This is a genomic window from Sporomusa sphaeroides DSM 2875, from assembly GCF_001941975.2.
GTDB classification, from domain to species: Bacteria; Bacillota; Negativicutes; order Sporomusales; family Sporomusaceae; genus Sporomusa; species Sporomusa sphaeroides.
The window spans coordinates 854,937-868,967 of sequence record NZ_CP146991.1; the positions used below are offsets into that span (position 1 = coordinate 854,937).

11 protein-coding genes are annotated in these 14,031 nt (G+C 53.1%); all 11 read left to right on the plus strand.

Annotated features, from left to right (window positions below):
- The first annotated feature begins 81 nt into the window (after positions 1-81).
- The 11 genes from SPSPH_RS03790 (at position 82) to SPSPH_RS03840 (ending at position 13,975) form a co-directional block, all read left to right on the plus strand.
- A complete protein-coding gene (locus SPSPH_RS03790) occupies positions 82-1,047 on the plus strand; it encodes a helix-turn-helix domain-containing protein (RefSeq protein WP_075753383.1) in 966 nt (321 codons plus the stop codon).
- A 259-nt stretch (positions 1,048-1,306) separates the two neighbouring features.
- Positions 1,307-2,047, plus strand: coding sequence for an energy-coupling factor transporter transmembrane component T family protein (locus tag SPSPH_RS03795; protein WP_075753385.1), 741 nt, complete (start codon positions 1,307-1,309; stop codon positions 2,045-2,047).
- Between the two features lie 21 nt (positions 2,048-2,068).
- A complete protein-coding gene (locus SPSPH_RS03800) occupies positions 2,069-3,505 on the plus strand; it encodes an ABC transporter ATP-binding protein (protein WP_075753387.1) in 1,437 nt (478 codons plus the stop codon).
- 55 nt (positions 3,506-3,560) lie between these two features.
- Complete coding sequence (locus tag SPSPH_RS03805) at positions 3,561-4,124, plus strand: MptD family putative ECF transporter S component (RefSeq protein WP_269147937.1); 564 nt, start codon at positions 3,561-3,563, stop codon at positions 4,122-4,124.
- A 39-nt stretch (positions 4,125-4,163) separates the two neighbouring features.
- Positions 4,164-6,155, plus strand: a complete 1,992-nt coding sequence (locus tag SPSPH_RS03810) for a TonB-dependent receptor plug domain-containing protein (protein ID WP_233138876.1) — start codon at positions 4,164-4,166, stop codon at positions 6,153-6,155.
- Positions 6,156-6,170: 15 nt separating this feature from the next.
- A complete protein-coding gene (locus SPSPH_RS03815) occupies positions 6,171-7,973 on the plus strand; it encodes an ABC transporter ATP-binding protein (protein WP_075753393.1) in 1,803 nt (600 codons plus the stop codon).
- Entirely contained in the window at positions 7,957-9,705 is a 1,749-nt protein-coding gene (locus tag SPSPH_RS03820) for an ABC transporter ATP-binding protein (RefSeq protein ID WP_075753395.1), read from the plus strand. The genes SPSPH_RS03815 and SPSPH_RS03820 overlap by 17 nt, the downstream gene beginning before the upstream one ends.
- Positions 9,706-9,922: 217 nt before the next feature.
- Positions 9,923-10,522 carry an MptD family putative ECF transporter S component gene (locus SPSPH_RS03825; RefSeq protein ID WP_075753397.1) on the plus strand — a complete coding sequence of 200 codons (600 nt, stop codon included), beginning with the start codon at positions 9,923-9,925 and terminating at the stop codon, positions 10,520-10,522.
- Positions 10,523-10,600: 78 nt separating this feature from the next.
- Positions 10,601-11,425 (plus strand): energy-coupling factor transporter transmembrane component T, encoded by an 825-nt coding sequence (locus SPSPH_RS03830; RefSeq protein WP_075753399.1) that lies wholly within the window; start codon positions 10,601-10,603, stop codon positions 11,423-11,425.
- A complete protein-coding gene (locus SPSPH_RS03835; protein WP_075753401.1) occupies positions 11,422-12,897 on the plus strand; it encodes an ABC transporter ATP-binding protein in 1,476 nt (491 codons plus the stop codon). Before SPSPH_RS03830 ends, SPSPH_RS03835 begins: the two co-directional genes overlap by 4 nt.
- Before the next feature lie 79 nt (positions 12,898-12,976).
- Positions 12,977-13,975, plus strand: a complete 999-nt coding sequence (locus SPSPH_RS03840; protein ID WP_075753403.1) for a helix-turn-helix transcriptional regulator — start codon at positions 12,977-12,979, stop codon at positions 13,973-13,975.
- The last annotated feature ends 56 nt before the right edge of the window (positions 13,976-14,031 follow it).

A 14,031-nucleotide genomic window follows, 5' to 3' on the forward strand; every position in this document is an offset into this window, starting at 1 on the left:
ATCTTTATATATACTACATATCATTTCATCACATGACGCGACTAGCTTAATTGTTTCAGCCGCATACGGGGGGAACAGGACATGAACGGATGGAACCCGTCAGGTGTTAATAACCGGGCCGAAGAACACTGGGTACTGTACAACAATTGCAAATATCTCCTGTACTCTCCACGGGATGCAGACAGCAGCAGCGAGGTTTCCCACCGGTTCGGCAGCGGACAGGTGAAACAGCTGCTGCGTTGTCCCTTTGCGGAGATTAAAGAATCGGAATTTGTTTTTCCCGAGCGAATATGCGGCGGCGCTGATTTCAGCGGGCCGCGCATGCTGCTGTATTTTTGCCTGGCAGGGGATTTCGCGCTGGAAGAGAAAGAACTTGTGGTGGATACCGAGAATTTTCTGGCGTTTAACGCCAACGGTATCAGACGGGTTACCTTCCAACCCAACTTTCAGTACCGGATTGTCACGGTGGAAGTCTATCCGGAAATATTCCGGGCCTTTACCGGCGAATACCTGCCGGACGCCGACAGGCCGCAGGCGGCTTTTTCCACCTACAAGCTGTCGCCGGCGCTGAAAACCCTTCTGTACCAGTTAATCCACTCTCCTTGCCGGGAGCCGGTAAGAACCGTTTACCGGCAGGGAAAATTGCTGGAATTGCTGGCCGTTTATGCCGATGAAATCTTGTACAGGCAGACGGCGCCCGGCGGTTATCCCGGCCTTTCCCGCCAGGATATCGCCAGTATTCATGAAGCCCGGCAGTTTCTGGATCAGCATTTTGTCGCTCCGCCGACTCTGGCCGGTTTGTCCAAAATCATCTGCCTGAATGAATTTAAGTTGAAACATGGCTTTAAGCAGCTGTTCGGCCAGACGGTGCATGCCTACGTTATCAGCAAGAAGCTGGAACTGGCCAGGTATCTGTTTGAAGAAAAGCAATTGAATGTCGGCGAAGCCGCCGCTTATATCGGCTATGCCAATGCCAGTTACTTTACCGCGGTCTTCCGCAAGAAATTCGGCGTGAGTCCGAGCGAATATCTGGCGCAGAAAAAATGAACAGATTTTCAAAGGCTGTACCCATAAGGGGTATAGCCTTTTTTATCCTAACAGAAAGTATAACTTTTTTAAAAGCAGGATCAACATCGGCTTCCACCTTCGCCAAAGGCTTGGTGCAAGCCGTGTTTTCTTTATAAAAAATCCGTTTACTGTTCATAAAATCCGCTTACAGGTAGAGATAAAATAAATTTGTGTAGTATGCTTTAGTACGAGATAGAGAATCATTATCAATTCGAGAAATAATCTGCAGGAGGTGGAGATGAAACCGGGGATAATTTCGTTTAAGGCGGCCAGGCCGGATCCGCGCGTATGGCTGTTTCTGGTTGTCTGCATACTGTTGCTGACTTTTCCCTGCGGGAGCCGACTGGAACTTTTTATTATGTTTACCCTGCTGGCTCTGATTATGCTCGGACAGCAAATGACGGCAGCGGTTGTCCGTTTTGCGGCAATATATACCCTGTTGCTGCTGGCGGCAGAACTGTGCCGGTTTATCCCCTGGCCGCCGGCCGAAATGCTGGTTGGTATGCTGACGCTGTTATTGGGCAGGCTTATCCCCGTTTATATGGCCTGCGTCATTTTGCTGGAGAAAGTGCAGATGAACGAGCTTATCACCGCTCTGGAACAAATGCATGTGCCGTCCGCGCTGATTATCCCCCTGGCGGTGGTTTATCGTTATCTTCCCACCCTGCGGCGGGAAATGGGGCATATCAGTGACAGTCTGAAAATGAGAGGTTTGCGGTTCTCTCCGGTCGGCCTGATGTTGCAGCCGGTGGCCACTGTCGAAAGGTTTATGATTCCCTTGCTGATTCGCAGCGGCAAACTGGCCGATGAACTGGCGGCAGCAGCGCTGTGTAAGGGATTGGACGCCGGGCAGCGGCGAAGTTCCTGCAGCGATGTCCGCTTCCGCCGGCAGGACGCCGCCTGGTGCGTGCTGTGCGGAGCGGTGGCCGCGGCGCTACTCTGTTTTCACTATTATCCGCTCACATTGCTGAACGGTTAGAAAGGGGAATCCCTAACACCCGTGATTCAGTTTCAGAATGTCCAGGTAACTTACCGGCACAGGCGCCGGCCCAGTTTACGCAATTTCAACCTGGCGATTAGGCCGGGTGAGTTTGTGCTGTTGACCGGAAAAAGCGGTTGCGGCAAAACGACCGTGACCCGGTTGATCAACGGTCTGATCCCACATTTTTTTGATGCCGACCTGCAGGGCGAGATTGCAGTTGGTGCGCTGAACACCAAAACAGCCTCCCTGCGCGATCTTGCCCGCAAGGCAGGGTCTGTTTTTCAGGACCCGCGCTCCCAGTTTTTCACTCTGCATGTGCGGAGCGAAATTGCCTTTCCCAGTGAAAATTACGGGATTGCGCCGGACATTATGCAGGCGCGGATCAGCAGAACAGCTCAGGAACTTGAACTGGCCGAACTGCTCGCCAAATCCATTTTTGCGCTTTCCAGCGGGGAAAAACAAAAAGTTGCCGTGGCGTCGGTCTATGCTCTGGATCCGGACATGTATGTTCTGGATGAGCCGTCCGCCAATTTGGACGGCGACGGCAGTGCCCAACTGCGGGCTGTGCTTAAGGCGCTTAAGAGCAAAGGCTGCACGGTTATTATTGCCGAACACCGGCTCGGCTACCTGCAGGGGCTGGCGGATCGGGTCATTTTCCTGGAGGATGGACAATTCCAGGCAGAATTCAGCGGTCAGGATTTTTTTGCCAGGCCGGATGGCTGGTTCCGGGAGCAGGGCCTGCAGCCTCCGACCAGTGGGTCACCGCCTCCGGCGGCCGGACGGCGTATGGCCGCCACGGTTCCCTTCTTGCAGGCCGCGAACATATCGTTTGCTTACCAACAGGACCAGCCGGTGCTGCATGCAGTTTCCCTTACCGCCGGACACGGGGAGGTTACTGGTATTATGGGGCAAAACGGTGTGGGCAAGAGCACGCTATTGCGAATCCTAATGGGACTGGAAAAAGCCGGCAGCGGCGCAATCTGCCTTGCGGGCCGGGCGGCCGGCCGCCGGGAACGCCGGCAAAGGTCGTTCTATGTTATGCAGGATGTGGATTATCAGCTGTTTGCGCCCAGCGTATGGGAAGAACTGCTGCTGGGCGGGCCGGTGTCGCCGGACAGGGAGGTGCAGGCAGAGTATTGTCTGCGGTTTTTCGAACTGGACGACTACCGGGAGTGCCATCCGGCCGCTTTGTCCGGCGGGCAGAAGCAGCGCCTGGCTGTGGCCCTGGCCTGGATGAGTCGGGCGGAGCTGGTGTTTTTCGATGAACCGACCAGCGGCCTGGATGGGGACAATATGGACAAAGTCAGCCGGTTGATCAGAGCGCTGGCCCGGCAGGGGCGCTGCATTTTTGTTATTACCCATGATGCCGCCTTTGCCGCCGCTACCTGTGACATCATCCTGCTTATGGGCGCAGACGGCACACTGACCGGCAGGCCTGAGCAGGCCGGCATATAAGGAGGGGATTTCTATTAAGGCGGCACCGAATAGCAGCCAGACTGTTCGCTATCTGATTACCATCGGGGTTTTCAATGCCCTGATGATTGCAGTTTTTTTTCTCTTAGGCTTTACCATCGGCCTGATTCCGCCGGTTTTAGTCTTTATGCCGGCAATTTTGGCGGTGCCGGGCGGCATTATCTTTATGCTGATGCTGGCCAAAGCGCCGCTGCGCGGCAGTTTCGTCATTAGCGGCGCTCTGCTGGGACTATTTTTTTTGAATATGGCTCCGGCCGGCATATTCGGCCTGAGCATTCTGGGGGGCGGCATCCTGGGTGAGTTGGTATTTAACTGGCTGGGCCGGGAAAAATTTGCCGCGGCGGTCGGCGGCTTTATTTGCTACATGCTGGGCTTTGCCGTGGGCGAAGGGTTTCCGCTGGTCTTTATGAAGGAAGCCTATCTTGCCCAGGAGGCAACCAAAGGCGCGGAACAACTGGCTATATTAGAGCAGTGCCTGGCGCTGATGAATCCGGCCATGTTTGCCGTGGTCTGCCTGACTACCGTACTGACAGCCTATGCGGGCTGCGTATGGGGCAGGCGGCTTTTACGCACGCATTTTACCAAAGCCGGTATTGCCTGATCATTATCGGGTGGAAGTTGCATCAACACAATGAATGAGGTGAGGTTATTGAAGAAGAAGCAAAAGCAGCGGCTTGTCGGCATTCTGCTAAGCGGCACCTTATTGGCGGCCGCGCCGGCGGCGTATGCCGAGGAACAGGAGTTCAGCCTGGACGAATATGTGGTGACGGCCAGCCGGATGCCGGTGAAAAAGACGGAAACGGCGGCCAGTGTAACGGTGGTCACCCGGGAGGAGATTGAAAGGAGCGGCGCGGTCAATGTTCCCGATATTCTAAAAAATACCACCGTGACCATCCAGAATGACCGGACGGCCAGCGTGCCGACTCTTAACGGCGATGTGCGCGTGCTGGTCCTGGTCGACGGCCGGGAAGTCAACTGGAAAGGCGGCGGCATGCATATGGGCCAGTCGGGTGCCAATCTCGATTATCTGCCCAATGTGGACAGCATCGAACGGATTGAAATCGTGCGGGGGCCGGCTTCCGCCCTGTACGGCAGCGATGCGGTCGGCGGCGTTATCAATATTATTACACGGCAAGCTTCAGGTCCGTCTGTCCGCTATACGGCGGAAGCCGGCAGCTGGGGGCTGCGCCGCTATAAGCTGGCGACTGAGGACAAAATAGGCGACTGGAGCTTCCGGCTCAATCTGGAGCGGGAACGCCAGGATGACTATTACTATCACAGCGGCTACAGCGGCGACAAGGACGCCAGGGCCGTCAACACGGACCTGAACCAGGATAAGCTGAACTTCCGCCTGGATAAAGACTTTGGCCGAGAGCGGTCGCTTACCCTGACCGTTGACCATACCGACGGCAGGAAAGGTTTTAACGTCATGCCGGACTACCATGCTTTTCTGGATTCCGGCGGTGGTACCAATTATTTCGCCAACATTGTCCAGACCTATGTGGAGAATAATGTTTCTCTGACTTACAGTTGGAACCAGGGCGAACAGGCCAATAATTTTATCCGCTTGTATCGCAACTATCTGACTTATGACTACAATAACCATATGGATATGACTTATCCGGACTATTACTTCAACGGCCTGTCCTATACCAATCAGGCCGACGGGGCGGAATGGCAGCAGACCTGGAAAATCAGTGATCGCCACACCCTGCTGGGTGGTGCTGCCTGGCGCCAGGTCACCGCCGATTCGCTGGAGTACGCCATTCCCTTTATGAATGTTCCCGGCTATACTTACAGTGACAAAAAGATTTCCAACCGGGCTTTTTTCCTGGAAAATAATTGGCGTCTGCCCAAGGACTGGTCACTATCCGCCGGGGCCCGCTATGACGATTATACCTTGTTCGGCTCCAAAACCACGACCCGGGTTACGGCCAACCGCAAGCTTAATGAGTTTACCAATGTTTATGCCTCCTGGGGGCAGATATTCAAAACCCCGTTTATCGCCGATGTCTATGGCGGCGGGTTCATGGTGCCCAGCCCGAACCTCAAGCCGGAAACCGGTGACGTGATTACCCTTGGACTGAACACCCGTCTGGCGTCCGGGACCGAGCTTCAGGCCAGCCTGTTCAGCAGCCGGCTGGACGACGCGCTTGACTACATCATGGTCGGCACGAACAAGTACCAGTGGCGAAATGTCAATGAACTGAAAAGGAAGGGATTGGATTTAAGCCTGAAACACCGTTTATCACCGCAGTGGCAGGTAACAGCCGGCTATTCGTACACCGATGTCAAGGAAGAGGGGGCGACCCGGCGGGATGAGTTCAGTAATAATGAACCGCATGGCTATCGACTGGGACTGCAGTACGGCCAGGACAAATGGAATGCCGACTTTTCACTCCGGGGCGCAACCGGCCGCAGCCGGCAGGCCTTTTCCGCCTCTGATTACTGGGTGACCGACCTGGGGGTCAATTACCGGCCTGATTCCCTTACCCGTGTTTATGTGAAAGCCTATAACCTGACCAATGAAGCGTATGAGCTGCATGGCTCGTACGGGGATGCCAGCGGTTTTACCGGTCTTTATCCAATGGCAGGCCGGCAGATTGTTTTTGGCATCGAGCAACGGCTCTAAAGGCAGGATGAGTTGATGAAAACAATTTCCTGGCCGGAAACTGTATTCACCTTTGCGGCGGAGTGCAAAGGGAAAATGGCCGCTTCGGTGCTGTTTGCCATTGTTAGTGTAGCCGGCGGGCTGGTACCGTATCTTGGAGTATACCAGATTCTGCTTTTATTCCTGAACGGGGCGGCGACGCCCGGAGATATCTGGTTCTGGGCGGCGGTATGCCTGGGCGGGCATGCCGGTCAGCTGCTGTTTTATGCTTTGTCCACCATGCTGGCGCATTTTTCGGCCTACAGTATCCTGGAGAATATGCGGCTTAATATTGCTGACCGGCTGATGCGGGCACCGCTGGGCAGTGTGCTGAATGAGCCGGCCGGCCGCCTGAAAAACATTATGGTTGACCGGGTGGAAGCCATTGAAGTGCCGTTGGCCCATATGATTCCGGAAGGTATTTCCAGCTTGCTGCTGCCGGTCGGTGTATTTATTTACTTGCTGCTGATCGACTGGCGGATGGCACTGGCATCCCTGGTCACTATCCCGGCCGCCGCCTTTATCTATGCCGTCATGATGAAGGCCTTCAACCGGCAGTACGCCGATTACATGGCGGCCAGCAATCATATGAACAGTGTCATTGTCGAATATGTGGAGGGAATCGAGGTCATTAAGGCTTTCAATCAGTCGGCCTCATCCTATGAAAAGTATGTCCAGGCTGTGAGCACTTTTAAAGAATATACGCTGAACTGGTTCCACAGCACCTGGAAGCTGATGAATCTGGGCGGCGCGGTTTTGCCGTCATCCCTGTTAGGCACCATGCCGCTGGGCATGTATCTATACAGTAGTGGGTCACTGACGCCGGCCGACCTGACGATGTGCCTTATCCTGTCGCTGGGGCTGGTGACACCGCTTAGAAACTTCGCGATATTCGTCAATGAGGCCAAGTCGATTGAATATGCCGTGAAAGATGCAGCCACCCTGCTGGCACTGCCGGTACTGGACGAAGCCGGTCAGCCGGTTCGGCTGGCCCATCACACAGTAGAACTCAAACAGGTTTGTTTTGCTTACGGTGACGGAAATAAAAGCGCAAAACCAGGAGCAGACAGCGTGCTGCACAACCTGAATCTTACACTGCCTGAGGGAACGTTTACGGCGCTGGTCGGCCCGTCGGGCGGCGGCAAGTCCACCGTCGCCCGGCTGATTGCCCGCTTTTGGGACGTAACCGGCGGGGAAATCACTATCGGCGGGGAAAATATCAAAAACCTGCCGCTCGATCAGCTGGCTGACACGGTAAGTTTTGTTACTCAGGATAATTTTCTGTTCAATTGTTCGATTAAGGATAATATCCGGCTGGGCAAGCCCCTGGCGACAGATGAGGAAGTGCGGGCCGCCGCCCGGGCGGCCTGCTGCGACGGCTTTGTCAGCCGGCTGGAACAGGGTTATGACACTCTGGCCGGTGAGGCCGGCGGCCGTTTGTCCGGGGGAGAAAAACAACGGCTGGCCATTGCCCGGGCCATCCTAAAGAATGCGCCGGTTGTGATTCTGGATGAGGCGACAGCCTTTACCGATCCGGAGAATGAAGCCGCCCTCCAGCAGTCCATTGCCGCCTTGACAAGAGGGAAAACGCTGCTGGTGATTGCCCACCGTTTATCCACCATCGCCCGGGCCGACCGGATTGTCGTGTTGGACCACGGGCAGATCGTCCAGGCCGGCACCCAGGCCGAGCTTCTGGCAGGCTGCGTGCTGTACCGGCAGATGTGGGCGGCGCATACGGGAGCCAAAAGCTGGGCTGCTGGCCGGCAGCAGGGAGGTGGGGAACATGTTTCGTGCGGTTAAGCGGCTGATAGACTGGACCGGCCCCTACCGGCGGCGCTTATATCTGGGGTTTGTTTATTCGTTTTTTTATAATCTGTTTACAGCTTTGCCCGTGCTGGGGGCTGTTTACGGCCTGCACCTGATTCTGGCCGACCGGCAGGGACTTATTACCCTGACCCCGGACAGGGCGTTTTATATGCTGGGCTTTATGCTCCTGACGGTGGCCGGCCGGTTCTGGTTCGGTTATCTGCGGGCCGTTGCCCAGGAGAGTATTGGCTATGAACTGGCGGCCGAACAGCGTATCGCTATCGGCGAAGTCTTGAAGCGGGTTTCCCTGGGATTTTTCCGCCGGCGGAACACCGGTGAAATCACGGCGGCCGTTACCACCGACTTATCTTTTATAGAACTGTTCGGCATGAAAATGATTGATCTGATTGTCAACGGCTACGTTGGCGCCCTGGTCATAGTGGTCTGCCTGCTGTTTTACAACGGGACGGTAGTCGTCGCGGCGCTGGCCGGGCTGCTGGGGTCGGCCTGGGCGTTGCAACTGCTGGGCAGCAAAAGCAGAGCCAACGCGCCGGTGCAACTGGCGGCGCATAGCCGCCTTGCGGCGGCCGTCATCGAATATATCCGGGGCATGCCGGTCGTCAAGGCCTTCAAACAGGCCGGTGCGGCCCGGGAAGGCATTTGCGCCGCCTGCCGGAGCAGCAAAATCATTAATATCAAAATTGAAAAAAATTATGTTCCGTATAATTGCCTGCATCTCTTTTTCCTGAAAGCCGCCTCGGTGGCCGTCATGCTGACAGCAGCGCTCTTTACCCTGCAGGGTGATATGACGCTTCCGACATTTTTGCTTGTGGCGATTTTCTCGTTCAGTATTTTTGATCCGGTCAAACCCCTGAACGAAGGGACCCATATCCTGGAGATTCTTGATCAGACGCAGGATAAGCTGCGCTCTATCACCACAGCCGAACCTATTGACAAGGACGGCCGGGATATCGTTCTGTCTTCCTATGATATTGAATTCCGGAATGTGACCTTTGCCTATGAAGCGCAGCCTGTCCTGAAAGAAGTATCTTTCCTGATTCCGGCCAATACGACAACCGCCATTGTCGGTCCGTCAGGCAGTGGTAAATCGACCATTTGCAGTCTGATGTCCCGCTTTTACGATGTGAATCAGGGCAGTGTGCTGATCGGCGGCGTCAATGTGAAGAACCTGACCAGCGACAGTCTGATGAAACATATCAGCATGGTTTTTCAGAGAGTCTATTTGTTTCAGGACACGGTGCTGAATAACATTCACTTCGGCAAGCCTGCCGCCAGCATGGAAGAAGTGGTGGCGGCGGCCCGGCAGGCCTGCTGTCATGAATTTATCTCCAAACTGCCTCAGGGGTATGAAACTGTTATCGGCGAGGGTGGTTCTACGCTGTCCGGCGGGGAAAAGCAGCGCATTTCCATTGCCAGGGCTATCCTGAAAGATGCGCCTGTTATCATTCTGGATGAGGCCACTGCCAGCGTGGACCCGGAGAATGAGCATATGATCCAGCAGGCCATCGGCGCGCTGGTAGCGGGCAAAACTATGGTTATCATCGCCCACCGGCTGGCCACCATTCAAAACGCCGACCAGATCCTTGTCGTCGACGATGGCCGTATCGTTCAGCGCGGCACCCATGCCGAACTTAGCCGGCAGGAAGGTGTATACCGGCGTTTCTTATCGGTCCGGCAGGCTGCCGAAGGGTGGCGGCTGGGGTAGGCAAAAGGAATTTAGCGGCGGAATTACAAAAGAAAAGTACTGTTTGTCTACCAATCGGCAAACAGTACTTTTTTTGTCCTAACAGAATGTATAAGTTTTGCGCACCTCAGCGGCTTTTTTTGACCTGTCAAATGGAAAGGGTTGCCAATCAAACCAGGATTCGCTATAATAATATAAATGAAAATGATTATCAATTTCTATAATGGAGGATTGTATTATGATTGCAGGAGGAAATAACAGGCTTCAGGTTAAGGATTTGGTTACCTTAGGTGTGCTTACGACGGTATTTATTGTTATTTTTGCTGTTGGCGGGATGCTCCTTGGTGTGCTTCCGGTCATGTATCTGTTTATGCCGGCGGCGGTGGCCGTACCATTGGGAACGGTATTTATGCTGCTGATGGCCAAGGTTGCCAAAACAGGCACATTTTTGCTCAGCGGTATTTTACAGGGAACGGTACTCTTGCTGTTGGGCGTTTACTGGCCGATGGTCCTGGCGATCATCATTGCGGCATTATTGGGTGAAATCATTATTGGCGGCTCATACAAGAGCTTTAGGCGAATTGCAGTGGGTTACGCGGTTCTGATTTGCGGCTACTCCCTGGGTTCGTTTGTGCCGCTGATGTTTTTTGCTGATTCCTACAAGGTCATGGCGGTAAACCGGGGATATGAGGCGGCATATATTGATAAGCTTATTGAACTGTTAAACGGACCGGTGCTTGCGGGTGTATTGGCAGTATCCATAACGTGTGCCTTGCTGGGAGCTTTCCTGGGTCGGCGGATTTTGAAAAAACACTTTGAAAAGGCCGGAATTGTATGACAGGGTACGGAGGGTTATGAAGCTATTCATTGCTTGGCTGGAAGCAGAATTAATGTAAAAAGTTGTGAGGTGTAAGAGGTGCAGCAGTTAGAAACAGTTATCCGGCAGGAAGCGTCCGGCAGTTTTGACACAGTTCAAGGCCGCTGCTTTTTCCCGGATGAGAGAAGAAAAGGTTTACAGGACGCAGATCCCAGGATAAAAATTCTTATGTCCCTGGTGTTTAGCACTATGGTTTTTCTTACCGCCCAGAAAATTACCATGCATGCATTTTGTCTGGCGGCGTTTGTGCTGATTTTATTTTCCGGCCGGCAGAGAATCGGGGTAAAATTCCTGCTGGCATATGCTTTCTGTTCCATACTGGATGTTGTTACCGCCTTGGTTGCTGCGGAAAGTTTCCGGGTTGTGCTGGGAATCATTGTTTACAGTTTTATGAAGTTTATTCCCGTCATTATGCTGGGAAGCTGGCTGGCGTCCACCATTAAGGTCAATGAATTTATGGCCGCTTTGGAACAAATGCGGCTGCCAAAGCCGGTTATTATACCGCTGGCGGTGCTTTTGCGGTTTTTGCCCACGGTAAAAGAGGAATTGGGGTACATCAGCGATACTATGAAAATGCGCAATATCGAGTTGTCGTGCCGGGGGATACTGCTCAATCCGGTCAGAACCATGGAGTACATTCTGGTGCCCCTCTTAATGCGGAGCGTTAAAGTGGCCGATGAGCTGTCGGCTGCGGCGCTGACGCGGGGCATTGACAGTGAGAACAGAAGAACCTCTCTGCGCGAGGTGCGGATTTTACCGTCCGACGGGATGATTGCCGCCGGCTTTATTCTTCTGGTCGTAAGTCTCTGGTATCTTGACAAAAATGTGTTTCCCGGTCTGACGTTAGGGGGGCTGGGCGCGTGATTGAGCTAAAGAATGTGCATTTCAGCTATCAGGAGGACCGGGCTGAAAGTGTTTCAGGTATTAATTTGCAGATCAAACCGGGGGAATTCGTCCTGCTGTGCGGTCGCAGCGGCTGCGGTAAGACCACCGTTACCAGGCTGTTGAACGGCCTGATTCCACATTTTTATGAAGGAACTTTGCACGGGGAGGCGTTTATTGACGGAAAAAGTATCCGGGATATGAAGCTGCACCAGCTTGCCCGGCTGGTCGGCTCGGTATTTCAGGACCCGCGTTCGCAGTTTTTTACCGTGGACACCACCTCGGAGATTGCCTTTTCCTGCGAAAATATGGGCGTGCCCAGAGTGGAAATGCTCCGGCGTCTTACACATACGGTAACGGCCATGAAACTTGAGCCGCTGCTGGAAAGAAGTCTGTTTAAGCTGTCCAGCGGCGAAAAACAGAAAATTGCCATCGCTTCCGTTCATGCGGCAGGTCCCACGGTGTATGTGCTGGACGAACCTTCGGCCAATCTGGATCACCAAGCCACGGAAGAACTCAGGCAGGTCCTGGCCTTGCTGAAGAGTGCGGGCCATACGGTCATTATTGCCGAACACCGCCTGTATTACCTGAAAGACCTTGTTGACAAAGTAGTTTATATGGAGGGCGGGACAGTTGCTGCCGAGTATGACCGGCAGAGTTTTATGGCTATGTCTGATAATGAGCGGATTGATAAAGGACTGAGATGTATTTTTCCAGAAAAACTGTCTTTGCAGTGCAGCGGCAAAGATTCAGCTGTTCCGCCGGCTTGTTTGCAACTGGAGGATGCAGCGTTTTGGTATGAGGGGGGCCCCCGGATTCTTGACGGCTTGTGCCTTATGGCCGGACAGGGAGAAATTATTGGCATTACCGGCTTAAACGGCGCCGGCAAAAGTACCTTTGCGAAAATTCTCTGCGGACTGGTAAGCGAGCGACAGGGGAAAATATGCATTGGCTCCAGGCCGGCAAAAGCCGGCGAGCGCCTGAAAAAATCCTACTTTGTTATGCAGGATGCCGACTATCAGTTATTTACTGAAAGCGTCGAGGAGGAACTGGGGCTGGGCAATGAGCGTTTGCCGAATTTGGCGGAACTAGTGACGGAAACAATGGAAACACTCGGGTTGTCCACCTTTAAGGACCGTCACCCCGCCTCCCTTTCCGGCGGCCAAAAGCAGCGGGTGACCATTGCCGTGGCCATCGTCAAGGGGGCGGACATATTGATTTTTGATGAGCCCACCAGTGGTCTGGATGCGGAAAATATGCGGCGGGTGGCCTCCCTGCTGCAACAGGTTGCATCCCAGGGAAAAACGGTGTTTGTCATCACGCATGATTATGAATTTATCGTGCATACCTGTACCCGGATCGTCAATCTGGCGGATGGCAGAGTCGGTGCCGATTTTTTCCTTAATAGCAGCAGTCTGGCAGAACTGAAAAAACTTTTTTGCTTTACGGATTAAGAATGACAGCGCCACAACCGGACAAGTTTGGCATATATCTTCCATTTGATGGACTTACCGCTACCAAGGGGGGATCGATATGATAAAAAATGCCGTGTCAAACAATCAGATATTTAATCCGCAGGACGGGACTTGCCCGGTATGTGCCGGCCTTGATCATATTTACCGAACCAGTTCGTTTCAAACGGAAATGAGAGTACCGGAAACAATTGGTGCAGGCTATTTCCGGCGGATTGTTGTCAAACCCTCCCTGCGGCTATCTGTCAGTGATATGACTTTTTATGAAAAGATAACAATGGGGGAAAAACAGAGAAGCTCCCTGTACAGTCTGGCCTTTTGCCTGGGAGAGGAGTTTTGCTGGCAGGTAGAGGGGAAGCCAAAGCAGGAATATGGGATTGGCTGCGGGGAAAGCTGTATGTTCAACCGCAACCAAGACATCAGTGTCAGCAGCTATCATCCGGGTTCGCGCTTTTGGGGGATTAGTGTGGAGTTTGATCTGGGTATTATTGCTAGTTTTATGCAGCACAGGGGCAAGGAACATGCGTGTCAAAGCCTGTTTTCCGGCTGTAATTTCTTATGTAATGGCAAAACTTCCCCGGGTATTCGCCTGATTCTCAACGAAATGATCAATTGCCGTTATCAGGAACAATTGAAAAAAATCTATCTTGAAGGAAAAATACTGGAGCTGGTGGCCGTCTATCTGGATGAAACTGTTTTTGAAGACAGTGCCGGCACCTTGACAGGCGATGTTTCCGCCTATGACCGGGAGGCATTATATACAGCCAGGAAGCTTCTGGATGAAAATCTTGTGGCCCCGCCTACGCTGGGAAAACTGGCAAAATTGATCTGCCTGAATGAATATAAACTGAAAACCGGCTTTAAGAAATTATTCGGAATGCCGGTTCATACCTATATTATTGACAGGCGGCTGGAACTTGCACGTCTGCTGCTGGAAGAAAAAAAACTCAGGGTTACGGAAGCGGCTTCACTGGTTGGCTATAATGATTTAAGTTATTTTGCGGAAAAATTCCGGGGAAAATATGGCGTTAATCCGTCACAATACAGTAAAACCCGGTAGCTTTGTTTTTAAATAGAGCTGGTTTAAGGCACAAAGAATGATGCATTCTTTGTGCC

Coding starts and splice junctions, on each gene's coding strand:
- SPSPH_RS03790 (WP_075753383.1), top strand. CDS start 82: ATGAACGGATGGAACCCGTCAGGTGTTAATAACCGGGCCGAAGAACAC.
- SPSPH_RS03840 (WP_075753403.1), top strand. CDS start 12,977: ATGATAAAAAATGCCGTGTCAAACAATCAGATATTTAATCCGCAGGAC.
- SPSPH_RS03795 (WP_075753385.1), top strand. CDS start 1,307: ATGAAACCGGGGATAATTTCGTTTAAGGCGGCCAGGCCGGATCCGCGC.
- SPSPH_RS03820 (WP_075753395.1), top strand. CDS start 7,957: ATGTTTCGTGCGGTTAAGCGGCTGATAGACTGGACCGGCCCCTACCGG.
- SPSPH_RS03825 (WP_075753397.1), top strand. CDS start 9,923: ATGATTGCAGGAGGAAATAACAGGCTTCAGGTTAAGGATTTGGTTACC.
- SPSPH_RS03815 (WP_075753393.1), top strand. CDS start 6,171: ATGAAAACAATTTCCTGGCCGGAAACTGTATTCACCTTTGCGGCGGAG.